Origin of the sequence: Exiguobacterium indicum HHS 31 (assembly GCF_001939065.1) — a bacterium.
In the GTDB taxonomy this organism is placed as follows: domain Bacteria; phylum Bacillota; class Bacilli; order Exiguobacteriales; family Exiguobacteriaceae; genus Exiguobacterium_A; species Exiguobacterium_A indicum.
The window spans coordinates 133,373-159,022 of the sequence record NZ_MPSZ01000003.1 but is presented as its reverse complement, the minus strand read 5'-3'; the positions used below and the strand labels follow the sequence as shown (position 1 = coordinate 159,022).

The following is a 25,650-nucleotide window of genomic DNA, read 5'->3' as shown; positions in this document are numbered from 1 at the left end:
GGAGGAACTAGATTGGCAGATACTACGATCATTCAATTCAAGGACGTTACGAAACGATACGACGATCAGACCGTCCTCGACCAAGTCAGCTTCGAAATCGAACGCGGGAAGTTCTATACGTTACTCGGACCATCGGGTTGTGGGAAAACGACGATCTTACGACTGATTGCTGGCTTTTCGGAAGCAACAGAAGGGGACATCATCTTCAACGGAAAACGGATCAACGATGTACCGGCGAACAAACGTCAAGTCAATACGGTCTTCCAAGACTATGCACTATTCCCGCACTTGAACGTCTTCGAGAATATCGCCTTCGGTCTTCGCATCAAGAAGGTGAAAGAAGCAGAAATCGCTAAACGTGTGACGGACGCGTTGAAGTTCGTCAACTTGTCCGGTTATGAGAAACGAGAAATCACCGAGATGTCAGGTGGACAGCGGCAACGTGTCGCGATTGCTCGGGCAATCGTCAATGAGCCGGAAGTCATCTTGCTCGATGAGCCACTGTCAGCGCTCGACTTGAAATTACGGACAGAGATGCAGTATGAGCTCCGCGACTTGCAACGTCGTCTTGGCATCACGTTCATCTTCGTCACGCACGACCAAGAAGAGGCACTGGCGATGTCAGATGAAATCTTCGTCCTCAATCACGGTGTCATTCAACAATCGGGCACACCAACGGATATCTATGATGAACCGATCAACCGCTTCGTCGCGGACTTCATCGGTGAGTCGAACATCATTCCAGGGCGCATGGTGGAAGACTACCGGGTCTGGTTCGCCGAAAAGGAATTCGAATGTGTCGACCGTGGTCTTGAACTAAACGAACCGGTCGAGATCGTCATCCGTCCGGAGGATCTCGAAATCACAAACGTGACCCAAGGGAAACTACAAGTCACCGTCGATTCGCAACTTTTCCGTGGCGTGCATTACGAGATCGCTTGTATGGATGAAGTCGGTAACGAATGGCTCGTCCACAGTACGAAAAAAGCGACGGTTGGTGAGCAGATCGGACTGACATTTGATCCGGAAGCGATTCACGTCATGCGACTGAACGAGACGGAAGAAGAATTCGATAAGCGTCTGGAATCCTACGACGGGGTGTTATGATGCAAAAATCACGTAACTGGTATCTCATCCCGTATCTATTCTGGATTGCCTTGTTCGTCATCGCACCGATCGTACTCGTCGTCTACTATTCATTCCTTGATTTGGACGGTAACTTCTCATTTGAGAACTACCGGAACTTCTTTACGTCGACCTATTTGACGATGACACTCAGCTCGTTCTGGTATGCCTTTTTGATTACGGTGTTTTCGCTCTTGATCGGTTATCCGACCGCTTACTTGTTGACGAAAACGAAGCATAAACAGCTATGGCTACTTTTGATCATCTTACCGACGTGGATCAACTTGTTGTTGAAAGCTTATGCCTTCATCGGGTTGTTCAGTACGTATGGTCTTGCGAACCAAACGCTTGAAGCGATTGGAATTGGACGACAACAGATTCTCTTTACCGATTTTAGTTTCGTCTTCGTATCGGTCTACATCTTCATTCCGTTCATGATCCTGCCGATCTTCAATGCGATTGAAAAACTGAGTCCGTCACTCGTCTTTGCTGCACGTGATCTTGGGGCGTCGAACTTCACGACGTTTCGGCGTGTCGTCTTCCCGCTGACGCTCGATGGTGTGAAGTCAGGCTGTCAGCTCGTCTTCATTCCGGCGTTATCGCTGTTCATGATTACGCGTCTGATTGCAGGGAACCGCGTCATCACGCTCGGTACAGCGATTGAACAGCAGTTCCTCGTGACACAGAACTGGGGCATGGGAGCGACGATCGCTGTCTTCCTCATCATCGCGATGGCGATCATCCTTGCCTTGACGAGTACGAAACGGAAGAAAGGAGCGACGACTTGATGAAACGTCTGAAACTAGCAAATCTTTATCTGATCGGAGTCTTCATCATTTTGTATGCTCCGATATTCTACTTGGCATTCTATTCGTTCAACAGTGCTGACAACATGACGAACTTCGATTCGTTCACGTGGGATTGGTACAAGGAAGTCTTCCAAGATTCACGTTTGTTGATCATCGTCTTGAATACACTCGTCATCGCCTTGTTATCAGCCGCAATCTCGACGATTCTTGGCGTATTCGGAGCGATTGGGATTCAAGCCGTCCGTAAGAAACGGGTCGAGACGTCGTTGTTGACGCTCAACAGCATCTTGATCGTCAGTCCGGATGTTATCATTGGGGCATCGTTCTTGATCTTCTTCACGCTACTTGGCATCCAACTCGGCTTTACGTCAGTCCTACTGTCCCACATCGCGTTTTCGGTACCGATCGTCGTCATTCTCGTCCTGCCGAAGTTGCAGGAGATGAGTCCAACGCTCGTTGATGCAGCGCGCGACTTAGGCGCAAGCCGTTGGGATGTCTTGACGAAAGTCATCTTGCCGTATATCACACCAGGGATCTTCGCTGGCTTCTTTACGGCATTGACGTACTCACTGGATGATTTTGCGGTGACGTTCTTCGTGACAGGAAACGGCTTTACGACGTTGTCCGTTGAGATCTACTCACTTGCCCGTCAAGGGATTTCGATGAAGATCAACGCCTTGTCGACCGTCATCTTCTTGTTTACGTTCTTACTCGTCATCGGCTACTACTTCTTGAACCAACGAGCTGCTACGAAGCTTTCGCGACCGGAGGTGAAATGACCGTTGAAAAAATTGATTCAATTATTTGCCGCGATTTTCCTGATCTCGGGTGTCATTTTATTCACCTTGAATCAGTTAAATGAGACACAAGGGTATTCAGGGAAAAATGTCCTGAACATCTACAACTGGGGCGATTACATCGACCCAGCACTGATCAAACAGTTTGAGAAGGAGAGCGGCATCAAAGTCGTCTATCAGACGTTCGATTCAAACGAAGCAATGCTGACGAAGATCGAACAGGGAGGAACGACGTACGATATCGCTGTTCCGTCCGACTATGCGATTGCGAAGATGATCGATGAGAAGCTCGTCGTTCCGATCGATCATCAAAAAATCCCGAATCTCAAAAACATCGATTCGCGCTTTTTAGATTTATCGTTCGATCCGAACAACAAGTACTCGATTCCGTATTTCTGGGGAACGGTCGGTATCGTCTACAATAAAGACTTGATTGATGGGAAGAAACCGACGAGCTGGAAGGATCTCTGGGATCCGAAGCTAAAGAATCAGATTCTACTCGCTGACGGTGCCCGTGAAGTGATGGGGATGAGCTTGAATAGTCTCGGTTATTCGTTAAATGAAACGGATGAGTCGAAACTACAGGAAGCAAAAGCGAACTTGATGCGCCTGACACCAAACGTCAAGGCAATCGTCGGAGACGAGATTAAGTTATTGCTCGCGAATGAAGAAGCGGGGCTCGGTGTCGTCTGGTCAGGTGATGCAAACGAGATTATGAGCGAGAATGAAAATCTTGACTACGTCATTCCAAAAGAAGGATCAAACGTCTGGTTCGATAATGTCGTCATTCCGAAGACCGCGAAAAACGTCGAGGGGGCACATGAGTTCATCAACTTCATGCTGCGTCCAGATGTTTCAGCGAAAAATGCGGATTACGTCGGTTATTCGACACCAAACAAAGAAGGCTTAAAACTGCTCGACAAATCGGTTCGGACCGATGAGCGATTCTATCCTGATAAACAAGTCACCGATACACTTGAAGTTTATGAGAACCTCGGGAAGAAGATGCTCGCACATTACAATGAGTTGTTCCTAGAGTTTAAGATGCATAAGAAATGAGGAAGAACCTAGTGTCCCGCCGACACTAGGTTCTTTTTGTTTGCATGTATAAAAAATAAAAATAAACTTCCATAAAAAAACTATAAAAACTGAATAATTTTTTGAAATAGGGGAATCAGTTTATTATCAACGCTTTATATAGGCGCCGAGGAGGACATTAGCATGAAACAAGTCTTAGGAATCATCTTAACTGCCGCACTCACTGTCAGCATCGTGTCAGGCACTTCATATAATCAATCGGTCGAAGCAACAAAACAAACTGATGTAAAATGGCTTCAAGAAATTCAGACGCAAGCAAAACAAGCACATTCCCTCGATGGAAAAGTTGTTCTTGAAAAAACGACACTTGCGCAAGTACATAAAGCGTACAAAGGCGAAAAGAGCTCGAACTGGTGTCAAAGTGGAAATGGTCTTGCTTCAGCAGATCGTGCCCTTCACTACTGTTCAACGTATGGTGTGAAGGATGCAAAAGCGAAAGTCAGTGCCATCGTTTATGATCCGAAACAAGTCAAACGGACGGTTACAGTCAAGGAAGTCAAACAAGCCTATCCGACAGCAAAACTCGATAAAACGTTCAATGTCATGACCGTTTCCTCAAAACAGGTCAACATTTATCTAAATTTAAACTCTGACCGTACACAAGTCATGTCAATTCTAGTAAAATATAACTAATGAAAAGGATGACCGATTCGGCCATCCTTTTTATTTAATCGTTTTATAGAGTGGTACGAGATGCGAATAGGTATTTCGAATCACATCTAATAACTCCTCGCGTGTCAATTCGCTCACTTGTTGTGCTGAAATGTGACGACCGACGAGGAATTCTGCTTTTTTGACATCATGGAAGCGTTCTAACCCTGAATGGATGTCGGTCTCGTGTACGGGAACAGCATCTTTTTTCATATGATCATATGAAATGACGAAGTCTTCAGGGAGTGTGGTTAGTAAATCCGTATGATTTAGTAATTTTGAGGCATAGTGTTGTTTGTTCGGCAACTCATAGATATAGGCGAGCCAAATGAACAGATGGTCATCAAACAGTCCGACTTGGAAGTGAGGATGCTTTTTATAGCCGCGTTTATCTGGTGAAAAAGCCATCCATGTATCCTGTGGCGGATTTACTTTGCGTCTAGCATGTTGTGCGATATGGACGTGCATGTCCTCTTCGATCGCGACGGTCAAGTCGGGCGTGATTTCTTGTCCGATATCGCGAAAAATCGGTTGGATGCGCTCGCGAATGGCATGCATTCGTGAATCAAGACCATCAATGTGAAACGTGTCAAAAGCATATTGAGTAAACGTATTTGTCATGAAAGATCACCTCTTTAATGAGTGTATCAAATGAAACGATTCAAGTTCGACATTTTGCTCAAAAAATTGAATAATAGAATTAACAATTTATTACAATTTTAAAAAATAGATTAAACAGGAAGGGGAAGTTCGAGTGCGCCGTTTTCAACAATATCTCCTTCGAAGCTGGGTCGTATTTTTCTTAATCGTGATTGGCATCGATCTTTTTGCGAAGTCTAAGGATTATAGCCTCAGCGTCGACTTGTTCACGTTTTTATTGATTGCCGCATTATCCACTATTTTTGTCGTCGATCCGGTTCGCCGACGACATATGAGCTTCACGTTTCATTTTGGTTTTGTATTGTTCACATTTTTAACGTATGGCATGCTTTCTGCTATTTGTGTAGGACAGGTCACCATGTTGATTTATCAATTACGTACGATTCATACACCAGTCGGAAGACGACGGATGCTACATAACTATCCGTTCAATGTGGCGCTAGAACTTTTCTTAATCGTACCAGCAGGTCTGGCTTATAATCTCTTAGGTGGAACGCATGGTGATGCCTTTCAATTAACTGACAACATCATCCCGTTGCTTGCGATGGTCGTTATTTTATGGATTGTCTTATTGCTGCAATACCAACTTTCACGATTTCTTTTGGGTGAAAATATTCCAAGTGATGTCATGTTTCAGCTGTTACGCTTCGAAGCAGTCGTCATCACGGCAGAACTACTCTATGGTATTTTCAGTACACTTGTCGTGCAAGGTAACGGGAATAGCGGGCTTGTAATGGCAGCGTTTGCACTTTTCATCATCAAGCGTTCTCTCGGTAGTTCGGTCCAAGCATCGGACCGGATCGAGCATTGGGAACAAATTGAACGTTTAAAAGAAGCGGCGTGGAAAGACGGTGACGCGCAATTTATCATCGAACGATACCTGCGGCAGCTCAATCAATTCGTCAAACCGGATATTGCATGGATTAAATTCGATTTCGAAGAGGGACAACAAAGTGTCTATTATTCCTTAAAGGATGGGCGTAAATTAAAGGCGGACCATGTAGAAGGGAAGGTCATAGAGGAAATCATTGAAAAAGAGGAAGTTTTACTCTATGGTATGCAACAGGAGTGGGATATTCGATTGTATGATTGTTTACCAGAGGAAATTCAATCCGTCTTATTCATACAGCCTGAAGCAACGGAGACGATCAATTGCTCACTCTTACTTGCTTCTGAAGCCAGTGGAGAGTTTACGAAAGACTTTGGGTACGAGTTGTATCGCGCGTTGCGTGTCCTGTCATGGGCTGTAGAGCGCGCACATGAACGAGAGCGATTGCTGATTGATAGCCGGACGGATGCGATGACGAAATTACCCAATTATCGCGCGTTACAAGAGTGGGGGGATCGTCGAATCAAACAACGCGATCTGTATCCTTTCTCCGCATTGATGATCGATCTCGATCACTTTAAGCAAATCAATGATACGTACGGTCATGAAATCGGCGATGTCGTCCTATTTGAAGTAGCTAAGTTGCTGATGCAAGCGACGCGAATCACGGATCTCGTGGCTCGGTATGGTGGGGAAGAATTCGTCATCTTGCTTCCGAATACGGATCTAGAGTCCGCCCGCATCGTGGCAGAACGAATTCGTGAGACGTTGCATGCTAATCCGATAGTAGTCGAGGGTCATACTCTTGAGATTACAGCGAGCATAGGGATAGATACGCTGAAGGAACTGGGCGATCTAGCCAGTTTGATCCGAAACGCGGATCGTGCGATGTATGTCGGTGCGAAGTTCCAAGGACGCGATCGTGTCGCAGCGTATCATGAATGGAAAGAGAAAGTCATTTGAATCACACCAAAAAAAAGATGGACGGAAACGTCATCTTTTTTTTGGTGAAAAAAAGCCTTTCCGTCTCGAAGATCGGAAAGGACTGAAGAATGGATGAGTTCATTGAGCTTGTTGTTTGTTGAGACGGATCTCATTTTCAATCGCATGAATCGCAGCCGACCAAGAGCCGTATCGGTGTAATAGAGCTTTCGTCGAGGGTTTATTGTTCCGTTTCGCCCATTCTCGATAAGCTTCAAATGAAAGAGAAAATCCGACTTCTTCGATGGCTTGACGAAGCGATGCAGCGAGCTCTGCTTTAGAATAGGTCACGCTGGCTTCAAGACCTGCTGCCGTACAGGCATCATGCCATGATCCGAACATCTTAACGATGTGATAGTGACTCGGCGCGTGGTGAACGGATTTTCGCCACATTTGATACTTTTTCAAGGTGATTGTCGATCCGACATCCTGCGCATAGCGATGAAACGATTTTAAGATCTCATCTTTTGTATACTTCGGCGCCCGCTCGAGTTCTTCGGGTTGCTGATCTACATTCCATTCGTAACCTGCTGCAGATAAAGCTTCAGGCCAAGACCCGAATTGACGAACGATATTCTCTGGCTGTGGCCAGTCATTGACGAGCGCATAACGACGGTAGACTGTACGCCTTGGACGATCCTGGATGAGTTCACCGACTGCGCGAATCGCTTCGATCATCTCGAGTTGTTCTTCCGTATAACTCTTTTGATTTGTAAGTACGCGTTGCTTCATGAGTGAGTCCTCCTTCCTAGTGAAGTAGAGTATTGAGGCAAAAGTCCTCTGTGGTAAATATATCGGTTCATTTCCATTAATTATGAATAATTTTAATGAATTATTGTAAATATAGTGAATCGGATTCTTTGATAGTATAAAACGAAGATATAAAAATGAAAACAGAATGACACGAAATTTTAATGCTATTCAGAAAAATAGGACAAATGACACAGGTGGAAAAAAAGACCAGACACGCTCGTCAGCGAATCTGGTCTTTTGGTGTAACTTATTTTCCTTCGATTGATGCCCATTTGTATGAAGTATCGGCACCTACTTTATGGTTGACGATTCCTTTGACATACGGCTTACGTAAGAAGGAAGCTCCGCGCTGATACATAACTGAGATCGCTTGATCGTCCTCAAGGAGAGTTTTCTCAGCGTCTTTCAGTGCCTGCCAACGTTTCTCAGCATCTACTTCTTTTTGAGCTGATTTGATGAGTGAATCATATTTATCGCTTGAGTACTTACCACGGTTGTATGGTCCACCTGTTACCCACATATCGAGGAATGTCATCGGATCCTGGTAGTCAGGTCCCCATCCTGCGAATGATAGTTCGAACTCACCTTTTGATTCTAGCTCAAGTTTGTTCTTGAACGGCTGTTGTTTGATCGTGACTTCAAGACCTGGAAGGTTTTTCTCCCACTCGCCTTTAAGGTATTCAGAGATTTTCTTCGAGTTATCATCATCGTATGAAAGAAGCTCGAGTTTGACTGATTTTTTACCGATATCTTTCAATCCTTTTTCGAACGATGCTTTTGCAGAAGAAGCATCGTATGAACCGAAGCCTTCGTTACCATCACGGAAGTCTTTACCGTCTGGACCTTTTGCGAATTCTTTCGGGACATAGTAATAAGCTGGGATTGAACCGTTGTTTAAGAGAACTTTTGCCATCTGCTCTTTATCGTATCCAGAGTCGATTGCTTTACGGATGTCTTTATTTTTCAAGAGTTCATTCTTGAAGTTCATTTGGATATAGTACATCGATGCATCAAGGCGTGTATCAAAGTCTTCGTTATCTTTGTACTGATCTACGAATTCGCTTGTCAGACCAACTTGGTCGATATCACCTTTTTCGTAAAGGTTAACTGCAGTCGATGTTTCCTTAACGACTTTGTAGTTGATCTCTTCGAGTTTAACGTTATCTTTATCCCAGTACTGATCGTTTTTCTTGTAGCTCCAACCGACTTCTGTTTTCCAGTCTGATAGGACGAATGGTCCGTTGTAAAGGAATGTATCTGGTTTCGTTGCGAAGTTTTTCCCTTGTTTTTCGACGAACTCTTGTTTCAGTGGCATGAATGAACCGAAACCAGTTAATGATTTGAAGTATTCAGCCGGTTGTGTCAGCTTAACTTCGAGCGTTTTGTCGTCAACAGCTTTGACTGCAACATCGTCAGCTTTTCCTTTTCCTGTGTTATACGCTTCTGCGCCATCGATGAGATACATGATATACGCATATTGCGAACCACTTTTCGGATCAAGAACACGTTTCCATGCATACTCGAAGTCTTTTGCTGTGACATCACTGCCATCCGACCATTTCGAATCACGAAGCTTGAACGTGTATGTAAGTCCATCTTCCGAAACATCAACACTTTCAGCAACACCAGGTGTAGCTTCTTGTTTGTCATCAAGACGGAATAGACCTTCTTGGACGTTGTTTAACACTGTGAAGGAAACAGAGTCTGTTGCGACGGTTGGGCTAAGTGCTGGAATATCTGAAGCACTCGTTAAATTTAAGATTTGTTTGTCTGAAGATTTCTCTCCAGATGTCGAACCGCTTTCTTTTTTACCTTCATCTGTCGTCGAACATGCCGCAAGACTTGATCCAGCGATTGTCAGTGCTCCAACGAGTGCAAGTGCCTTTTTCTTCTTCATAAAGTAAATCCCTCCCAAAAGAAATAGATATATCTGGTGAAACGATAAGAACCGATAAGATAGCGATCCGGTGTCCGACTAAAAATAAGAGGGGTCATCGCCTTTTATTCTTAAGCTGTGGAAAGCACCGGATCAACTTGTTATCAATAATAAATACAATATTCAGAAAAATCAATAGAATATTTTCAGATTATTTCAAAATCATTAAATTTGTGTGTAATACCAATGGTTTTTTTATTAAATTATTTTTGTTGAAGGATAAAATTAGGAGTTTTTAAAAGGGTTTAATACAAAAAGAACCAGTTGTATAAAACAACTGGTTCTTGAACTCATTTCTGCTCTTGGACGTACTGAAGTGCTTCTGCGACGTGATCTTTTACTTTCACACTGCGCCATTCCTTGACGATTTCACCAGACTCATCAATTAGGAAAGTTGAACGAACAATTCCAAAATATTCCTTACCGTAGTTCTTTTTCAGTTGCCAGACGCCATATTGCTCACACACTTCATGCTCGATATCTGATAACAATTGGAACGGTAATTCGTATTTTGCGATAAAGTTTTGATGCCGTTTCTGACTATCAGCAGAAACACCGAGAATGACGGTGTTATTTTCTTCGAACGCTTGCGTCGCATCACGGAAATCACATGCCTCGGTCGTACAACCAGGCGTTGAATCCTTCGGATAGAAATAGAGTACGACTTTTTTTCCACGATAATCCTCGAGGGAAATCGGTTCTCCTTGTGCGTTCGGAAGGGTGAATGTTGGTGCTTGCATGAAAATTCCTCCTTATCCTAATTCCATGTTTAATTGATCCGCATATTTCTCAAGCTTCTTTTGAAGACTCTCTTTTAATGGATCGAGGGCAATCAAGTACTTCTCATAATCCGTACCGGCTTTCGCTGTCTTCATGAGGAGTGGCTGTTCTTCTTCATACCAGTCTGCGTAGTCTTGATAGTAATCAACGAGCGTTTCAGGATTTCCTTCGTTCTTGAGCGCCTCACCGTAAATCATCAGGATGTTACTGTTCATCTCAAGCGCCATATAATCGGTTTGCGCATTGACACGAGAGAAGACGGCATCCTGCTCTTTTTCATCGGTTTTTCCGATCTCATCAGCCGCCTTCGCATTGACACCATATTCATCAGCGTTAAATCCAGTGAACATATCGCCAAGCGTCGAGAAGACGGACGGATCGAATGTCGTCGGTGTCAGGACGATTTTCCACTCATCGTCTTTCTTCAATAACAGTTTCGATCCCCGGTTTGGGAGAATCGATCCTTTCGCATCCTTGAATTCGTGGATGATATAGGCGACGTCGCCCTTTTGGAACGACTTGACGACCTTACCGGGAACGACATTCAAGTTCTTCGCACCAACGGCAAGCGGTTCAAGTTGTTTTGCGTCAGCCGTATATTCAATCGATGCGAGATCCTTCGCATCTGCTCGTCCGGATTGACCGAGCGTTTTTTCGTATGTTTGATAGACGTCAAGAACGGCCTGTTCAGCCTTCTGTTGTTTCGTTTCCGTCGTCTTCGGGGATTTGGTATCTGTAGAAGACGGGGAATCGTTTCCGCAACCGACGAGTACGAGACTGGTCGCAAGCAGCACTACGAGCGATCGTTTCATTCGAATTCCTCCTAAGATGAATGTTTCATGGTGCTTTCATAGCTAATCTTGTCTCTACCATACAGGAAATTCGCTTTTTTGAGTAGGATATCGGTACACTAAACGAAAGGGGAGTGATAGATATGAAAATTCATATTACAGATGAGGCATTACAATACTTCAAAGATGAGATGGAAGCAAAATCAGGCGATACGATTCGCTTCTTCGCAAAATATGGTGGCTCAACGGATTTAACACAAGGTTTCTCGGTCGGTGTTCATATGGAAGAAGTCGAACGGGCAGCGGTCGAAGAGGTCGTCGACGGCATCCACTTCGTCGTTTCGGATCAAGATGACTGGTTATTCCAAGGGCAAGACGTCAAAGTTTCAATTGAACACGAAGAAATCGTCTTTTCACAAGCAAAGGAATAATCGAGAACTGAGGAGAGACCAAATCGGTCGCTCCTCTATTTTTTTGACTAGAATAATTGTAAGCGGACTCATGCTTCTGTACAATGGAGAATGTAAGCGATTTAAAGTAGAGATTAAAGGGGGAATAGAGATGATTCCGTACAAACACGAACCATTCACGGACTTCTCACAAGAAGCAAACAAGAAAGCGTTCGAAGAGGCACTTGCACTCGTCACGCAAGAACTCGGCAAAGATTATCCGCTCGTTATCGGTGGAAAACATGTGACGACGGAAGATAAAATCGTCTCCGTCAATCCGGCTAACAAAGAAGAGATCGTCGGACGTGTCTCGAAAGCGACACAGGAACATGCAGAAGAAGCGATGCAAGCAGCGGTCACAGCCTTCGAAACATGGAAATTCGTCAATCCGTCTGTACGTGCGGACGTCCTATTCAAAGCGGCGAACATCATCCGTAAGCGGAAGCATGAGTTCTCTGCCTACCTCGTCAAAGAAGCAGGGAAGCCTTGGAACGAAGCAGATGCCGATACAGCAGAAGCGATCGACTTCCTCGAGTACTACGCACGTCAGATGCTCGTCTTAAAAGACGGCAAAAAAGTCGAGAGTCGTCCAGGCGAATACAACCGTTACGATTACATTCCACTCGGTGTTGGTGTCATCATCTCACCATGGAACTTCCCACTCGCGATCATGGCTGGAACAGCTGTCGCAGCAATCGTGGCAGGGAACCCGATCCTCTTGAAACCCGCATCAACGACACCGGTCGTCGCAGCGAAATTCGTCGAAGTGATGGAGCAGGCTGGTCTTCCGGCAGGCGTCTTGAACTTCGTACCAGGTTCAGGGGCAGAAGTTGGTGACTACCTCGTCGATCACCCGAAAACACGTTTCATCAGCTTCACGGGATCACGTGATGTCGGTCTTCGCATCAACGAGCGGGCATCGAAACTAAACGAAGGTCAAATCTGGCTCAAACGCGTCATCGCGGAAATGGGCGGAAAAGATACGATGGTCATCGATGAGTCGGCCGACCTCGATTACGCAGCGGACATGATCACGAAAGCGGCATTCGGATTCTCGGGTCAAAAATGTTCAGCTTGTTCACGTGTCGTCGCACTCGACTCTGTCTATGACGAGTTGCTCGAAAAAGTCGTCGCGAACACGAACAAACTCAGCATCGGTAACCCGACGGATGTCTCAAACAACGTCGGACCAGTCATCGACGCAGCAGCATTCAAGAAAATCACGTCGTACTTCGACGTCGCAAAAGAAGAAGGACGCATCGTCGCAGGTGGTACGGCAGACGACTCAACAGGATTCTTCGTCTCACCGACAGTCGTCGCGGACGTTCAACCAACGGATCGTTTGATGCAAGAAGAGATCTTCGGACCAGTCGTCGCCTTCACGAAAGCGAAAGATTTCAAAGAAGCAATCGACATCGCGAACAACACGGAATACGGGTTGACAGGCGCTGTCATCACGCAAGACCGGACGAACCAAGAGTACGCACGTGCGAACTTCCACGTCGGTAACCTCTACTTCAACCGTGGGTGCACAGGCGCAATCGTTGGTTACCAACCATTCGGTGGATTCAACATGTCTGGAACGGATTCGAAAGCGGGCGGACCGGATTACTTGACTTTACATCTTCAAGCAAAAACAACTTCAGAAATGTTCTGAAATGGTGTTTAATAGATGAAACGGGTGTGCGACCTGCATGCCCGTTTTTCTTATATCACGAAAAAAAGGGGGAGCAAGGATGAACGGAATGTGGTTTGCGATTTTGCTGTATCTCGGACTGATGGTCGCACTAGGCGTCATTGCGTATTATCGGACGAAGAACATGAATGACTACATGCTTGGGGGACGTACGATCGGTCCCGTCGTCACGGCGCTCTCTGCAGGGGCAAGTGACATGAGTGGCTGGCTGTTGATGGGATTACCGGGTGCGATGTATGCAACTGGTCTGTCCAGTGGATGGATCGTCGTTGGTTTATTGCTTGGCGCTTATGCCAATTGGTTGCTCGTCGCGCCGCGTCTGCGTGCGTATACGGCACATGCAGGGGATGCGATCACGATTCCCGATTACTTTGAAAAACGATTCCACGATAAAAGTGGTGTCTTGCGTACAGTTTCAGCTGGAGTTATCTTAATATTCTTTATAATGTACGCATCAAGTGGTTTTGTCGCCGGTGGTCGTTTATTCGAAGCTGTCTTTGGTCTCGAGTACACGACAGGTCTTTGGATTCTAGCTGGCGTCGTCATTGCATACGTCTTCCTCGGTGGTTTCCTCGCCGTCAGTTGGACGGACGTCGTCCAAGGGATGATCATGGTCATCGCGTTGCTGATCGTACCTGCTGTTGCGCTGACTTTAAGTGGCGGGATCAACGATACACTCGAGACGATCCGGTCGACGGACGGCTCGAAATTGGAACTCTTCAAAGGGACGACGACGATTGGTATCATCTCGCTCCTCGCCTGGGGACTTGGTTACTTTGGCCAACCGCATATCATCGTTCGTTTTATGGCGATCCGGAATTTACACGAGATGAAGTCAGCGCGTCGCGTCGGAATGATTTGGATGACGTTCTCGATCGTTGGTGCGATGGTGACAGGTTTGATCGGTTATGCCTATTTCACGCAACAAAGTGCTGGATTAAAAAATCCAGAGAATGTCTTCATTCAATTATCACGTGATCTTTTCCCAGGATTCATTACGGGACTGTTGCTGGCAGCCTTACTCGCTGCGATCATGTCGACGATTTCGACGCAGCTGCTCGTCTCTTCAAGTGCGGCAACGAATGATTTCTATCACCGTTTCTTTAAACGCAGCGCTTCAGACCGTGAACTGATGGTCATGGGTCGCGTGATGGTTCTCGTCGTTGCGCTTCTCGCGATTCTCTTATCGTTCGGCGCGCAGAAGTCGATTCTGACGCTCGTTGGATACGCATGGGCTGGCTTTGGTTCGGCGTTCGGTCCAGTCGTGCTGTTCAGCTTACTGTGGCGCCGAATGAACAAAACGGGAGCACTTGCTTCAATGATTACGGGATCCGTCGTCGTCATCGCATGGATCCTCATCAATCAGAATATCGCCGGATTACCATCCTACATTTCAGAAATGTATGAGATGATTCCGGCGTTCATCGCTTCGACGATTGCGCTCGTCATCGGTAGTCTCGTGACGAAGGAACCGAGTCAAGCGATCTATGATGAATTCGATCAAGTGCAAGCGCAGCTAAAAGGTGCAGAACCTGAGCGGAAAATCGTCTAATTAACCAAAAGGAGTGTTTCCTGATTACAGGAGACACTCCTTTTTTGTTTACTTCATACGTTATTATTTACCATAAACATATTTGTTGTACTTGCGCAAAATGAGCGTATAATAAAAACAAAAAGTGAGGTGAACGAGATGGCGACACAACCACTTACACATGATTTACCGAAAAAACGGACATATATCGGACCGGCGTTCGTTGCTGCCGTCGCGTATCTCGATCCGGGAAACTTCGCGACGAACATGACGGCAGGCGCCCAGTATGGCTATTTGCTGCTCTGGGTCATCGTTGCCTCGAACTTGATGGCAGTCGTCATTCAGTTCCTGTCAGCCAAGCTTGGAATCGTCAGCAATCTCAGTTTAGCGGAAGTGATCCGGGAAGAGTTATCGCCGGTCACACGCTTCTTCTACTGGGTACAAGCGGAACTTGTCGCGATGGCAACCGATCTCGCTGAGTTCGTCGGAGCCGCACTCGGATTTCATTTATTGTTTGCGATTGATTTACGGATGGCGGCCCTTTTAACAGCTGTACTGTCCTTCGTCATCCTCGGCTTCGAGCAAAAGGGACTTCGGCATTTTGAAGCCGTCATCGCCGTTCTTGTCCTGATCATCGCGGCTGCTTTTGCGATTGAAGTATTTGAAGTTCATCCTGTATTCCGTGATCTATCGGCAGGTTTGTTACCGGGATTCGAAGGCACATCGAGCATCGTCCTCGCTGCCGGGATGCTCGGAGCGACCGTCATGCCGCATGCGATCTATCTCCATTCCGATTTAACGAAACGCCGGATGGGACACGTTGCGAATAAAGCTTCGATGTTACGGATTCAGCGTTTCGACATTTGGGGAGCGATGTTGATTGCTGGAGCGGTCAACGGAGCGATGCTCGTCATCGCCGCCAGTGTGTTTTACGGCACGACGTATCAAGCGGGTTCGCTTGAAGCGATCTACGAGGGACTTCATGTCACGCTCGGTGGTAGCGCACCGTATCTGTTTGCGATTGCTTTACTTGTCTCGGGTCTCGCTTCTTCAAGCGTCGGGACGATGTCAGGGGACGCGATCATGCGCGGCTTTCTTCATCTTCAACTGCCACTGTTCGTTCGCCGGACCGTGACGATGTTGCCGGCAATTTTGTTGCTGTTCTCCGGTTTTGATCCGACACGAGCACTTGTCCTTAGTCAGGTCGCCTTATCGTTCGGGATTCCGTTCGCCTTGATTCCCTTGATTCGGGCGACAGCGAGTGAACAGTACATGGGGGAACATCGGAACAGTCGGTTCATGAACACGTTGGCCTGGATCATCGTCTCGATCGTCATCGTCTTCAATGTCTATCTGCTCGTCGATGTATTAGTATGAATATTCAGTATTTTTGTTTCGTCTGATTTAAAGCGGGTATTTCATAACTAGAAGCTTTCCGCCCGGAAGCTTTGCTACCCCTATAGGACGATGGTGCGGACCTCCCCCCGATGCACCATCGTCTTTTTTGTCTGGACGAAAAGTGCTATGATTAGAAATAGTGTAAAATATATCGCAAAAGTTCCGGAGGTGGAATGACATGGCAAAGATTAATGAGGAGCAAGTCCGCCACGTGGCGCATTTGGCACGCCTTGCCGTGACAGATGAAGAAGTAGCACAATTCACAGGACAACTCGAGAAGATTCTTGGGTTCGCTGAACAATTAAATGAACTCGATACGACAGGCGTCGAACCGACGACTCATGTCCTCGATTTAAAGAACGTCCTACGTAAGGACGAAGTACGTCCATCACTTCCGCGTACGGAAGTAGAACGACTCGCACCCGATTGGGAAGACGGACAAGTCCGCGTCCCAGCGGTGTTCGAATAAGGAGGAAATGACCCGATGTCACTTTTTGAACATGGTGTCAAAACACTACACACACTCATTCAGGATGGCGAAGTCAAAGTTTCTGAACTCGTCCAAGAATCCTTTGATCAAATCGACCGCGTCGATGGAAAAATCGGTGCGTTTCTTTCATTGAACGAAGAAGCATTCGAGCAAGCAAAACGAATGGATGATGTCGCGAAACATGAAGCAAATCCATTGTTTGGTCTTCCAATCGGTGTCAAGGATAACATCGTCACAAAAGGGATGACGACGACATGTGGTTCGAAATTCCTCGAGAACTTCGTACCAGCGCATGACGCGACGGTCGTCGAGCGTCTGCATGAAGCAGGGGCGGTCACGATCGGGAAATTGAACATGGATGAGTTCGCGATGGGTTCTTCAAACGAGAACTCAGCGTACAAACCGGTTCGCAATCCATGGAATACGAAACACGTTCCAGGTGGTTCTTCAGGTGGTTCAGCAGCAGCTGTCGCAGCAGGCGAAGTCTTGTTCAGCCTTGGTTCGGATACAGGTGGTTCGATTCGTCAACCGGCTGCCTATTGTGGTGTCGTCGGGTTGAAACCGACATACGGTCTCGTCTCACGCTTCGGTCTTGTGGCGTTCGCGTCGTCGCTTGACCAAATCGGTCCGTTGACACGAACAGTCGAAGACAACGCGTATCTCTTGAGCGCGATCGCAGGACACTGTGAGATGGATTCGACGTCTGCGAATGTCGCCGCAACGGATTACACACAAGCGTTGACAGGTGATATCAAAGGGTTGAAGATCGCTGTTCCGAAAGAATACTTCGGTGAGGGTGTCAGTGAAGGTGTCAAAGCTAACATCCGTGAAGCAATCCAAAAACTCGAAGCACTCGGTGCGACGGTTGATGAAGTGTCACTTCCGAACTCGAAATATGCGCTTGCGACGTACTACTTACTCGCTTCATCCGAAGCATCATCGAACCTCGCGCGCTTTGACGGTATTCGTTATGGAGTCCGTGCGGAAGCGGACGCACTTGAAGATGTCTTCAAGTATTCTCGCTCACAAGGATTCGGAGACGAAGTCAAACGCCGGATCATGCTCGGAACGTATGCGCTCAGCTCAGGTTACTACGATGCCTACTATAAAAAAGCACAACAAGCTCGAACGTTGATCAAAAAGGACTTCGACGATGTCCTCGCGAACTATGACGTCATCATCGGACCAACAGCGCCGACACCAGCATTCGAACTCGGTGCACAACTCGATGATCCCGTCACGATGTATGCGAATGACATTTTGACGATTCCAATCAACTTAGCAGGTGTCCCAGCCATCTCGGTTCCAGCTGGATTCGTCGACGGTCTTCCGGTCGGCTTACAAATCATTGGAAAACATTTCGATGAGGCGACAATCTACCGCGCTGCGCATGCGTTTGAGCTTGCGACAGGTGGATTCGCGCTTCCGAAGTTATAAGGAGCGAATGTATCATGAACTTTGAAACGATCATCGGGATCGAAGTCCACGCCGAGCTGAGCACGAACACGAAGATGTTCTGTGGTTGTGCGCGGGAATACGGCGCGGAGACGAACACGAAAACGTGTCCGATTTGTCTTGGACATCCGGGCGTCTTGCCGAAAATCAACGAAAAAGCCGTTGAGCTCGCTGTGCGTGCAGCTATGGCACTCAACTGCCAAGTGGCCGATCAAACGAAATTCGACCGGAAGAACTATTTCTATCCAGATACGCCAAAAGCGTATCAAATCTCACAGTTCGATCAACCGATCGGCTTCGATGGCTACATTGATGCGGAAGTCGATGGCGAAACGAAACGCTTCCGGATCGAACGTGTCCATCTGGAAGAAGATGCTGGTAAGATGAACCACACGGGTGCGAATCACTCAGTCGTCGACTTCAACCGGACAGGTGCACCGCTCATCGAAATCGTCAGTGAAGCGGACATGCGTTCACCGAAAGATGCAGTCGCCTACCTCGAACGTCTTAAGGAAGTCTTGCAATATGCAGGCGTCTCAGACGTCAAGATGGAAGAAGGATCACTTCGTTGTGACTGTAACATCTCCGTTCGCCCATACGGACAAGAAAAGTTCGGTACGAAAACAGAACTTAAAAACTTGAACTCATTCGGAAACGTCTTAAAAGGTCTTGAGTTCGAAGAAGATCGTCACCGCAAACTATTGCTTGCGGGTGGTGTAATGCGCCAAGAAACACTCCGTTTCGATGAGACAAAAAAACAAACTGTCCTCATGCGTGTCAAAGAAGGGGCGTCGGATTACCGTTACTTCCCAGAGCCTGATCTCGTCAAGCTTGTGCTGGATCACGATTGGAAAGAAGCGATCCGTGCCGGTATTCCGGAACTTCCAGATGCCCGTCGCGTGCGTTACCAAGAAGAACTTGGTCTTTCAGCGTATGATGCGAAACAACTAACGGTCACACGTGAGATGGCAGAGTACTTCGAAGCGACTCTCGCAGCAGGCGCAGAACCAAAAGCAGCAGCCAACTGGACGATCGGTGAGATCCAAGGTCATTTGAATAAATCGACGGAAACGTTCGAAACAGTCAAGATGACACCAGCTCGTCTGGCAGAGATGATCGACTTGATCGCAAGCGGTACGATTTCTTCGAAAATCGCCAAACAAGTCTTCACGGCCGTTATCGAAGAAGGTGTCGAGCCACGTGCATACGTCGAAGCAAACGGTCTTGCACAAATTTCAGACGAAGGATTGCTACGTGGTCTGATCGTCGAGATGTTCGAAGCGAACCCAGCCGTTGTCGAGGAATTACTCGGTGGACGTGACCGGAAGAAAGGCTTCGTCATCGGTCAAATCATGAAGAAAACAAAAGGAATGGCGAACCCTGCCCTCCTGGATCAACTCTTCTATGAAGAGCTTGAAAAATTAAAATAAGTAGCTGATCGAACAGCGTCCGTTCCTCCTTTACTTCTGCGAGGAAACGGACGCTGTCTTTTTTGGCTTTGTAATGTCTCGAGAGTTCATGTAAAATAAAACAGTTATGTATCAAATGAACGGTTGAGTCAAAAAGGAGAAAATCTTATGAGACCTAGAGCGCGCGTGATTTATAACCCGACTTCCGGGAAAGAGATGGTTAAACGAAATTTACCGTATATCCTCGACCGACTCGAAGCAGCGGGTTATGAGACATCTGTCTACTCGACGAAAGCGGTCGGCGATGCGACGTATGAAGCAGCACGAGCATGCGAAGCAGACTTTGATCTCGTCGTCGCAGCAGGCGGCGATGGTACGTTGAACGAAGTGATCAGCGGAATGGCTGCCTACAACAAACGTCCGAAGCTTGGTGTATTACCTGTTGGAACGACGAATGATTTTGGTCGGGCGATGCGTATTCCATTGACGATCGAAGGGGCGATGGATGTCATTTGCACGGGACATACGATGCCGGTCGATATCGGTAAGATTGAAGGATCGGCAGGCGTCCATTACTTCATCAACATCGCTGGTGGTGGCATCATGACAGAACTGTCGTACGAAGTGCCTTCGAAGCTGAAGACGGCACTCGGACAGCTCGCGTACTACGTCAAAGGGATGGAGAAACTTCCACAAATCCGACCAACATATGTCGAACTGGAGCATGAAAAGGGTATATTCAAAGGAGAAGTCATGCTGTTCTTGACATCCAATACGAACTCCGTCGGTGGGTTCGAGAAGCTGTCACCGAACGCGTCACTCAATGATGGTCGGTTCGATCTCTTCATTCTCAAGAAATGTAACCTCGTCGAACTGATTCGTGTCATGCGTCTTGCCTTAAAAGGGGATCATTTCTCGGACCCTTGCATCGAGCATGTCACGACCTCATTCGTCCGCATGAAGAATACATCAGAGATGAGTTTGAACATCGATGGTGAGTTTGGCGGCATTTGCGAAGGCGAGATGACGAATCTTCGCTCTCATTTCGAAGTCATGACACCAAAGTTCCGGATCGAAGAGATGGAACAAATCAATACACAACTACAAGAAGCAGAAACGAACCTCGCGTGAAGCGAGGTTTTTAAGGAGGATATTCATGATTCCAGTACAAAAGAACGATGAACACGTCGTCGAGATCGTCGACCTGACACATGAAGGGTCAGGGGTCGCGCGCATCGATGGATATACGGTCTTCATCCCGGGCGCATTGCCGACGGAACAGGTCAAGATCAAGATCACGAAAACGACGAAGTCTTACGGATTCGGTCGCATCATCCGTCAAAAGACGAAGAGTGTCGATCGTGTCGAGCCGCCTTGTCCGGTTTACAACCAGTGTGGTGGTTGCCAATTGCAACACTTATCATACGATGCAGAACTCAAGTTCAAGCACAACCGTGTCCGTGACGCTTTCGCGCGCCTAGCAGGTCTTGAAATCCCCGTTCACGAGACGATCGGGATGGAAGATCCTTGGGGTTACCGTAACAAAGCACAAGTACCGGTCGCCTTCCAATCGAACAAATTGATGGCTGGCTTCTATCAAAAACGGAGTCACCGGATCATCGATATGGACTACTGCTTGATCCAAAACAAAGAAAACGACGAAGCCGTCCAAGCGGTTCGTAAAGTCCTCGCTGATTTGAAAGTCCCAGCGTACGACGAGAAGAAAAAAGCAGGTGTCATCCGTCATATCATGGCACGTCATGGGTACCACACAAACGAGTTGATGGTCGTTCTCGTCACGAAGGTCAAACAACTGCGTGGCATCGATAAGATCGTTGAAGGAATCTTAAAGGCGTTACCAAACGTCACGTCGATCCAGCACAACATCAACCCGGATGATACGAACGTCATCCTTGGGAAAAAGAACGTCGTCTTGTACGGACCGTCCGTCATCCGCGATCAAATCGCTGGATTGACGTATGAGATCTCACCGCATTCGTTCTTCCAAGTCAATCCGCTGCAAACAGAGAAACTCTACGCGAAAGCGCTCGAGTACGCTCAGTTGACAGGCGATGAGACAGTCGTTGATGCGTACTGTGGGATCGGTTCGATTTCCTTATCACTCGCTAAACAAGCGAAGCACGTCTACGGCATCGAAATCGTACCGCAAGCGATCGATGATGCACGTCGGAACGCACAAGCGAACGGGATCGAGAACGTGACGTTCGAGTATGGTGCAGCTGAGAAGGTCATGCCAGATCTTGTTAAAGCCGGTATCCAACCGGACGTCATCGTCGTCGACCCACCCCGTAAAGGCTGTGACGAAGAGTTCTTACGTGCTGCTGCAGATGTCGCACCGAAGCGGATCGTCTACGTCTCATGTAATGCGTCGACACAAGCGCGTGACGCGAAGCTATTGACAGAGCTCGGGTATACACTCGTCGAAGTGACGCCTGTTGATATGTTCCCGCATACGACACACGTCGAAAGCGTTGCCTTGTTCGTCCGTAACTAAATTAAAAGTGCCTCTTTCCAGTTAAGGAAGGAGGCACTTTTTGATTTATCATTCCGTTTCTGTTGATTCGTCCTCGACCGTCGATTGTGCTGTACTTGGGAACAATTCAGCAAGAACGCGTTCACTCGCCGTACCATCATCTAAGCTACAGAACCGTTCGAGGAAGCGATCGTATTTTTCTTGGTAAGCGACGGACTTCGTATCGATTTGTTCGATATAATCGATGACTTGATCTGTTTCCTTCAGAAGTGGTCCAGGGACGACTTCTTCGAAATCGAAGTAGAATCCGCGCAACGTTGAAGCATACTTCTCTAGATCGTACGTAAAGAAGATCATTGGACGTTGCAAGTGGGCATAGTCGAAGAACACAGATGAGTAGTCCGTGATCAGGATGTCACTAATCAGATAGAGTTCTGCGATATCACCGTATGAAGAGACATCGTAAGCGAATCCTTCGTGTCCACTGATATCCATGTTTTGAGCAATCAAGTAGTGCATCCGTAAAAGGACGACGTACTCGTCACCGAGGCGTGCTTGCATCTCATTTAAATTCAATTGCAAGTCGAATCGGTATTTTCCTCGCGCGATGAACTCATCATCTCGCCATGTCGGTGCATAAAGGACGATCTTTTTATCAGCCGGAATATTTAAGCGTGTTTTGATTTCACTGATGAGACCCGCTTGATTATCGGCATATAAGAGATCGTTACGAGGATAGCCCGTTTCAAGCATCGTATTTTGGAACCCGAATGCGCTCTTGAAGATTTCGCTCGAGTACGCGTTTGGCGAAATCAGATAGTTCCATTCTTGCGCTTGGTTATAGAAATTCTTTTTATAGCGAATCGCATTCGTTCCAGCCATATGCACATCTTCCATATCAAGACCGAGTCGTTTTAATGGCGTACCGTGCCATGTTTGAAGATAGATAGTTTCTTCGCGTTTTTTCAAGCTGAGCGGCTGACGCGTGTTGAAAATCCAGTATTTCGCACGAGCCATGTATTGATAGTACGTAAAGCTGTTTCGAAGTACCCAATTCGGACATGCTTCCTTCACTTCATCAGAAGGTTCTTGAGCGAAAATCCAAACAAGTTCTAGTTCCGGATGTTTTTCTTTTAGGTGAAGGTAAAGTGCCTTCGGATTGTCAGAGTAACTCCGCCCTAAGAAACTTTCGAATAAGACGAGATTGTCTTTGATCGGCATCTTCTGGAATAGTCGATATAGCATAAGACCATTTTTAATTTTTTTACGACGCGCCGTACGTAAGGAACGTTTTGTTTTGACAGCAGTAATGTACAGCTTGAACATCGCGTACGATCCCGTTGACCAAGCTTGTAGATATTTACTCTTTGATGGCATCCGCTTTAAGTCGTAAGCGACATGGTTGAAGACTTCTGCTTGTTGAGTATTAGATGAACTCCGTTCGAGTAATGTACGTCCACGTTTTGAAATGAACCGTTTATACCACGTATTTAAGAATTTTTGGACTTCTTCATCTTTTGTCTCTGCTGATAATATGCCATAAATTCGAGAGATATCTGAGAGTGTCGTAATGTCACGTAGTTGGAAGAGCGATTGACCATCCAGTGGTGTACTTCTTGAATTCCGTCCGTACACGATGTAGTTGACGGAAGTAATGTTCGTTAACTGCGAAATGACAGTATGGGCGATTAGCGTATCCGCAAACCATGTCGTTTCGAGGCTAGGCAATGTCTGGAGCAATTCTTTTTTGATCATCCATCCATGGATCGTCGTCAAGTGACGCGAATTAAACTTCGTGCGCGAGTAAAAGAAGTAACGATCGTCATCGATCGGCATCAGCCATTTCTTCTTATTATAGACAGGGGAGATCTTACCGATGATGACTTCCCCACGAGACTTCTCGTATGCCTTGATATATGTGTAAAGCGCACGGGGAGCAAGAATATCATCACTATCTAAAAAGATGACATAGTCTCCTGAAGCAGCTTGAACTCCATTACGTCGAGCCGCATACACACCTTGATGTGATTGTTCGATGATGGTACACGTTGGATATAGTGCACGAATATCATCGACATAAGAACTTGGTCCATCAAAGACAACGACGATTTCTACAGGAATCGAAACGTGTTGGTCGAGAACGGATTGAATCGCAGCTTTTGCTTGAGATTCGGTTTGATAGACTGGAATGATCACACTAATTGAATTCATGTTGACTCTCCTTTTGATGAAAGAATCGAAAAAGATTCGATTCGGCAAAATTGTATTCTGTTGAATAGGATATCACAAATCTGAAAAAGGTAGCAGTGTTCCTAAAAATCTGTCTTTTGTCTGTAATGAGTAGGCGTCTCGCCCGTGATTTGTTTAAAGGCCTGACTGAAATGACTTTGACTTGAAAAGTGCAGTCGGTTTGAAATCGTCAATAGCGAGTCGTCAGATGAACGTAGCAATCTTTTCGCTTCGCGAATCCGTTCACGAATGACGTAACGAGCCAGCGGTAAACCCGTTTCATCTTTAAATAAAACGGATAAATAGTTGGAGGATACGTGAATCGCCTGACTGATGGACGAGACCGATAAAGGATCGTAGAGATGCTGCTGAATGTATCGAATGGCAGCTAAGACGTGTGGCGAATGACGCAACGCCTGTATTTCTTTGACGGCTTCCGCAAAAGATACCGTGATCCGAACGTGACGATTTCGCAATTCTGCAATACTCGTCGCAGCTTCGATCGTCTCAATCATCCGATCACTAAGCGAAAAGGCTTCGTCTGGTTCGAGTCCCCCACGAATAGCGGCACGTGCGCTTAGAAGAACCGTTCCTAGAAGTAGATTCTTTTCTGCTCGGAGTGGTTGATGACGTGCGAGTGTTCCGAACTCACCGTATGCGGGAAGAGAATAGGTCGTCGCCAACCGTTCGCTCTGTCCGGATGAGATCCAGTCGATGATTTGTTGCTCGCGTTGCCAAGCTTTTCGATAGGCGGTCACACCTGTGTGCGAAGGGGCTTCAGACACTAAAGGAATTTCCTCTTCCTGTATATCTGAAACATGATCGATGTCACGAGAGGACAATCCTTCACCATGTAGAAGGCGATAGAGCAAATGGGCACAGTCGATCAGACGATTTTCCGTCGTTCGGGGTAGAACTTTATAAAATTGATGATAGGTCTCATCTTGAATATGAGCCCGAAAAAGTGCTGACTGTAAGAGAACGGGACCGATCCGGTACATGCCTTGGTCAGGAACGTCTACGAACAGATAAGCCGTTCCGTCTTTTAAGGTATGAAGTAGAGGGCGATGATTTTTTAAAGTAGGCCACGTATCTTCAATCAATAGATTAGCCGGATGCTTGGGTGCGGAAGGACGTAACTCGATTGAGACATGCTCTTGATCTTGATAGGAAATAAAAAAACCAGTCATCCCAAACAAATGTTCCGCGATTTGTGTCAAGTCTGAGGGGCTTAAGGGATTCATGAAGCGACTCCTTTCGAATGATGCATCGATTGTATCTAGTGTATG

The 25,650-nt window shown here is 46.6% G+C and carries 22 protein-coding genes; 15 read left to right on the top strand and 7 right to left on the bottom strand.

The features are described 5' to 3' along the window. Positions 1-12 precede the first annotated feature (12 nt). The 5 genes from N179_RS10515 (at position 13) to N179_RS10495 (ending at position 4,462) form a co-directional block, all read left to right on the top strand. Positions 13-1,107 carry an ABC transporter ATP-binding protein gene (locus N179_RS10515; protein ID WP_023469351.1) on the top strand — a complete coding sequence of 365 codons (1,095 nt, stop codon included), beginning with the start codon at positions 13-15 and terminating at the stop codon, positions 1,105-1,107. Then, positions 1,104-1,913 (top strand): ABC transporter permease, encoded by an 810-nt coding sequence (locus N179_RS10510; protein ID WP_058714076.1) that lies wholly within the window; start codon positions 1,104-1,106, stop codon positions 1,911-1,913. Before N179_RS10515 ends, N179_RS10510 begins: the two co-directional genes overlap by 4 nt. Then, on the top strand, positions 1,913-2,713 hold the full coding sequence (locus N179_RS10505) for an ABC transporter permease (protein ID WP_029342587.1): 801 nt from the start codon (positions 1,913-1,915) through the stop codon (positions 2,711-2,713). Before N179_RS10510 ends, N179_RS10505 begins: the two co-directional genes overlap by 1 nt. A gap of 3 nt (positions 2,714-2,716) precedes the next feature. After that, complete coding sequence (locus N179_RS10500; protein WP_023469348.1) at positions 2,717-3,790, top strand: ABC transporter substrate-binding protein; 1,074 nt, start codon at positions 2,717-2,719, stop codon at positions 3,788-3,790. 162 nt (positions 3,791-3,952) lie between these two features. After that, a complete protein-coding gene (locus tag N179_RS10495; RefSeq protein ID WP_023469347.1) occupies positions 3,953-4,462 on the top strand; it encodes a hypothetical protein in 510 nt (169 codons plus the stop codon). 30 nt (positions 4,463-4,492) lie between these two features. On the opposite strand, the gene N179_RS10490 is transcribed toward N179_RS10495, so the two are convergent. After that, positions 4,493-5,101, bottom strand: coding sequence for a YktB family protein (locus tag N179_RS10490; RefSeq protein WP_058714075.1), 609 nt, complete (start codon positions 5,099-5,101; stop codon positions 4,493-4,495). Positions 5,102-5,234: 133 nt separating this feature from the next. On the opposite strand from N179_RS10490, the gene N179_RS10485 reads away from it, so the two are divergent. Next, the gene (locus tag N179_RS10485) at positions 5,235-6,932 is read left to right on the top strand and encodes a GGDEF domain-containing protein (RefSeq protein ID WP_055969073.1); all 1,698 of its coding nucleotides are present in this window, start codon (positions 5,235-5,237) and stop codon (positions 6,930-6,932) included. 99 nt (positions 6,933-7,031) lie between these two features. Here the strand turns inward: N179_RS10485 and N179_RS10480 are convergent, their stop codons facing one another. The 4 genes from N179_RS10480 to N179_RS10465 form a co-directional block, all read right to left on the bottom strand. Next, the gene (locus N179_RS10480) at positions 7,032-7,682 is read right to left on the bottom strand and encodes a homing endonuclease associated repeat-containing protein (protein ID WP_023469344.1); all 651 of its coding nucleotides are present in this window, start codon (positions 7,680-7,682) and stop codon (positions 7,032-7,034) included. Positions 7,683-7,950: 268 nt separating this feature from the next. Beyond that, positions 7,951-9,600 (bottom strand): peptide ABC transporter substrate-binding protein, encoded by a 1,650-nt coding sequence (locus N179_RS10475; RefSeq protein ID WP_023469343.1) that lies wholly within the window; start codon positions 9,598-9,600, stop codon positions 7,951-7,953. A 329-nt stretch (positions 9,601-9,929) separates the two neighbouring features. Further along, positions 9,930-10,379 carry a thioredoxin-dependent thiol peroxidase gene (bcp, locus tag N179_RS10470; protein WP_023469342.1) on the bottom strand — a complete coding sequence of 150 codons (450 nt, stop codon included), beginning with the start codon at positions 10,377-10,379 and terminating at the stop codon, positions 9,930-9,932. A 12-nt stretch (positions 10,380-10,391) separates the two neighbouring features. Beyond that, positions 10,392-11,231, bottom strand: coding sequence for a hypothetical protein (locus tag N179_RS10465; RefSeq protein ID WP_058264631.1), 840 nt, complete (start codon positions 11,229-11,231; stop codon positions 10,392-10,394). 122 nt (positions 11,232-11,353) lie between these two features. Between N179_RS10465 and N179_RS10460 the strand changes: the two genes are divergently transcribed. The 9 genes from N179_RS10460 (at position 11,354) to rlmD (ending at position 22,153) form a co-directional block, all read left to right on the top strand. Continuing rightward, positions 11,354-11,641, top strand: a complete 288-nt coding sequence (locus N179_RS10460; protein WP_023469340.1) for a HesB/YadR/YfhF family protein — start codon at positions 11,354-11,356, stop codon at positions 11,639-11,641. Positions 11,642-11,771: 130 nt separating this feature from the next. Continuing rightward, positions 11,772-13,316, top strand: a complete 1,545-nt coding sequence (gene pruA / locus N179_RS10455) for an L-glutamate gamma-semialdehyde dehydrogenase (protein ID WP_029342578.1) — start codon at positions 11,772-11,774, stop codon at positions 13,314-13,316. A gap of 79 nt (positions 13,317-13,395) precedes the next feature. Then, positions 13,396-14,907: a sodium/proline symporter PutP gene (gene putP / locus N179_RS10450; RefSeq protein ID WP_075642839.1), complete on the top strand. Its 1,512-nt coding sequence runs from the start codon at positions 13,396-13,398 to the stop codon at positions 14,905-14,907. Between the two features lie 129 nt (positions 14,908-15,036). Beyond that, on the top strand, positions 15,037-16,263 hold the full coding sequence (locus N179_RS10445) for an Nramp family divalent metal transporter (RefSeq protein WP_276327337.1): 1,227 nt from the start codon (positions 15,037-15,039) through the stop codon (positions 16,261-16,263). A 199-nt stretch (positions 16,264-16,462) separates the two neighbouring features. Continuing rightward, positions 16,463-16,753 carry an Asp-tRNA(Asn)/Glu-tRNA(Gln) amidotransferase subunit GatC gene (gene gatC / locus N179_RS10440; RefSeq protein WP_023469336.1) on the top strand — a complete coding sequence of 97 codons (291 nt, stop codon included), beginning with the start codon at positions 16,463-16,465 and terminating at the stop codon, positions 16,751-16,753. A 15-nt stretch (positions 16,754-16,768) separates the two neighbouring features. Then, on the top strand, positions 16,769-18,211 hold the full coding sequence (gatA, locus tag N179_RS10435; protein WP_023469335.1) for an Asp-tRNA(Asn)/Glu-tRNA(Gln) amidotransferase subunit GatA: 1,443 nt from the start codon (positions 16,769-16,771) through the stop codon (positions 18,209-18,211). Positions 18,212-18,225: 14 nt separating this feature from the next. Next, positions 18,226-19,659 (top strand): Asp-tRNA(Asn)/Glu-tRNA(Gln) amidotransferase subunit GatB, encoded by a 1,434-nt coding sequence (gene gatB, locus N179_RS10430; protein ID WP_035396151.1) that lies wholly within the window; start codon positions 18,226-18,228, stop codon positions 19,657-19,659. A 147-nt stretch (positions 19,660-19,806) separates the two neighbouring features. Further along, positions 19,807-20,769, top strand: a complete 963-nt coding sequence (locus tag N179_RS10425) for a diacylglycerol kinase (protein WP_023469333.1) — start codon at positions 19,807-19,809, stop codon at positions 20,767-20,769. A gap of 25 nt (positions 20,770-20,794) precedes the next feature. Further along, entirely contained in the window at positions 20,795-22,153 is a 1,359-nt protein-coding gene (rlmD, locus tag N179_RS10420) for a 23S rRNA (uracil(1939)-C(5))-methyltransferase RlmD (protein ID WP_035396153.1), read from the top strand. A gap of 48 nt (positions 22,154-22,201) precedes the next feature. On the opposite strand, the gene N179_RS10415 is transcribed toward rlmD, so the two are convergent. Both N179_RS10415 and N179_RS10410 read right to left on the bottom strand, forming a co-directional pair. After that, positions 22,202-24,343 (bottom strand): bifunctional glycosyltransferase/CDP-glycerol:glycerophosphate glycerophosphotransferase, encoded by a 2,142-nt coding sequence (locus N179_RS10415; RefSeq protein ID WP_075642837.1) that lies wholly within the window; start codon positions 24,341-24,343, stop codon positions 22,202-22,204. Between the two features lie 101 nt (positions 24,344-24,444). After that, positions 24,445-25,605 carry a helix-turn-helix domain-containing protein gene (locus tag N179_RS10410; RefSeq protein WP_023469331.1) on the bottom strand — a complete coding sequence of 387 codons (1,161 nt, stop codon included), beginning with the start codon at positions 25,603-25,605 and terminating at the stop codon, positions 24,445-24,447. Between the last annotated feature and the right edge of the window lie 45 nt (positions 25,606-25,650).

What these genes read in the sequence shown, in the direction of transcription:
- gatB (WP_035396151.1), top strand. Translation starts at nt 18,226, where the DNA reads ATGAACTTTGAAACGATCATCGGGATCGAAGTCCACGCCGAGCTGAGC.
- N179_RS10465 (WP_058264631.1), bottom strand. Translation starts at nt 11,231, where the DNA reads ATGAAACGATCGCTCGTAGTGCTGCTTGCGACCAGTCTCGTACTCGTC.
- N179_RS10505 (WP_029342587.1), top strand. Translation starts at nt 1,913, where the DNA reads ATGAAACGTCTGAAACTAGCAAATCTTTATCTGATCGGAGTCTTCATC.
- pruA (WP_029342578.1), top strand. Translation starts at nt 11,772, where the DNA reads ATGATTCCGTACAAACACGAACCATTCACGGACTTCTCACAAGAAGCA.
- N179_RS10460 (WP_023469340.1), top strand. Translation starts at nt 11,354, where the DNA reads ATGAAAATTCATATTACAGATGAGGCATTACAATACTTCAAAGATGAG.
- N179_RS10495 (WP_023469347.1), top strand. Translation starts at nt 3,953, where the DNA reads ATGAAACAAGTCTTAGGAATCATCTTAACTGCCGCACTCACTGTCAGC.
- N179_RS10510 (WP_058714076.1), top strand. Translation starts at nt 1,104, where the DNA reads ATGATGCAAAAATCACGTAACTGGTATCTCATCCCGTATCTATTCTGG.
- N179_RS10480 (WP_023469344.1), bottom strand. Translation starts at nt 7,682, where the DNA reads ATGAAGCAACGCGTACTTACAAATCAAAAGAGTTATACGGAAGAACAA.
- rlmD (WP_035396153.1), top strand. Translation starts at nt 20,795, where the DNA reads ATGATTCCAGTACAAAAGAACGATGAACACGTCGTCGAGATCGTCGAC.
- putP (WP_075642839.1), top strand. Translation starts at nt 13,396, where the DNA reads ATGAACGGAATGTGGTTTGCGATTTTGCTGTATCTCGGACTGATGGTC.
- N179_RS10425 (WP_023469333.1), top strand. Translation starts at nt 19,807, where the DNA reads ATGAGACCTAGAGCGCGCGTGATTTATAACCCGACTTCCGGGAAAGAG.
- N179_RS10410 (WP_023469331.1), bottom strand. Translation starts at nt 25,605, where the DNA reads ATGAATCCCTTAAGCCCCTCAGACTTGACACAAATCGCGGAACATTTG.
- N179_RS10475 (WP_023469343.1), bottom strand. Translation starts at nt 9,600, where the DNA reads ATGAAGAAGAAAAAGGCACTTGCACTCGTTGGAGCACTGACAATCGCT.
- bcp (WP_023469342.1), bottom strand. Translation starts at nt 10,379, where the DNA reads ATGCAAGCACCAACATTCACCCTTCCGAACGCACAAGGAGAACCGATT.
- N179_RS10490 (WP_058714075.1), bottom strand. Translation starts at nt 5,101, where the DNA reads ATGACAAATACGTTTACTCAATATGCTTTTGACACGTTTCACATTGAT.
- gatC (WP_023469336.1), top strand. Translation starts at nt 16,463, where the DNA reads ATGGCAAAGATTAATGAGGAGCAAGTCCGCCACGTGGCGCATTTGGCA.
- N179_RS10415 (WP_075642837.1), bottom strand. Translation starts at nt 24,343, where the DNA reads ATGAATTCAATTAGTGTGATCATTCCAGTCTATCAAACCGAATCTCAA.
- gatA (WP_023469335.1), top strand. Translation starts at nt 16,769, where the DNA reads ATGTCACTTTTTGAACATGGTGTCAAAACACTACACACACTCATTCAG.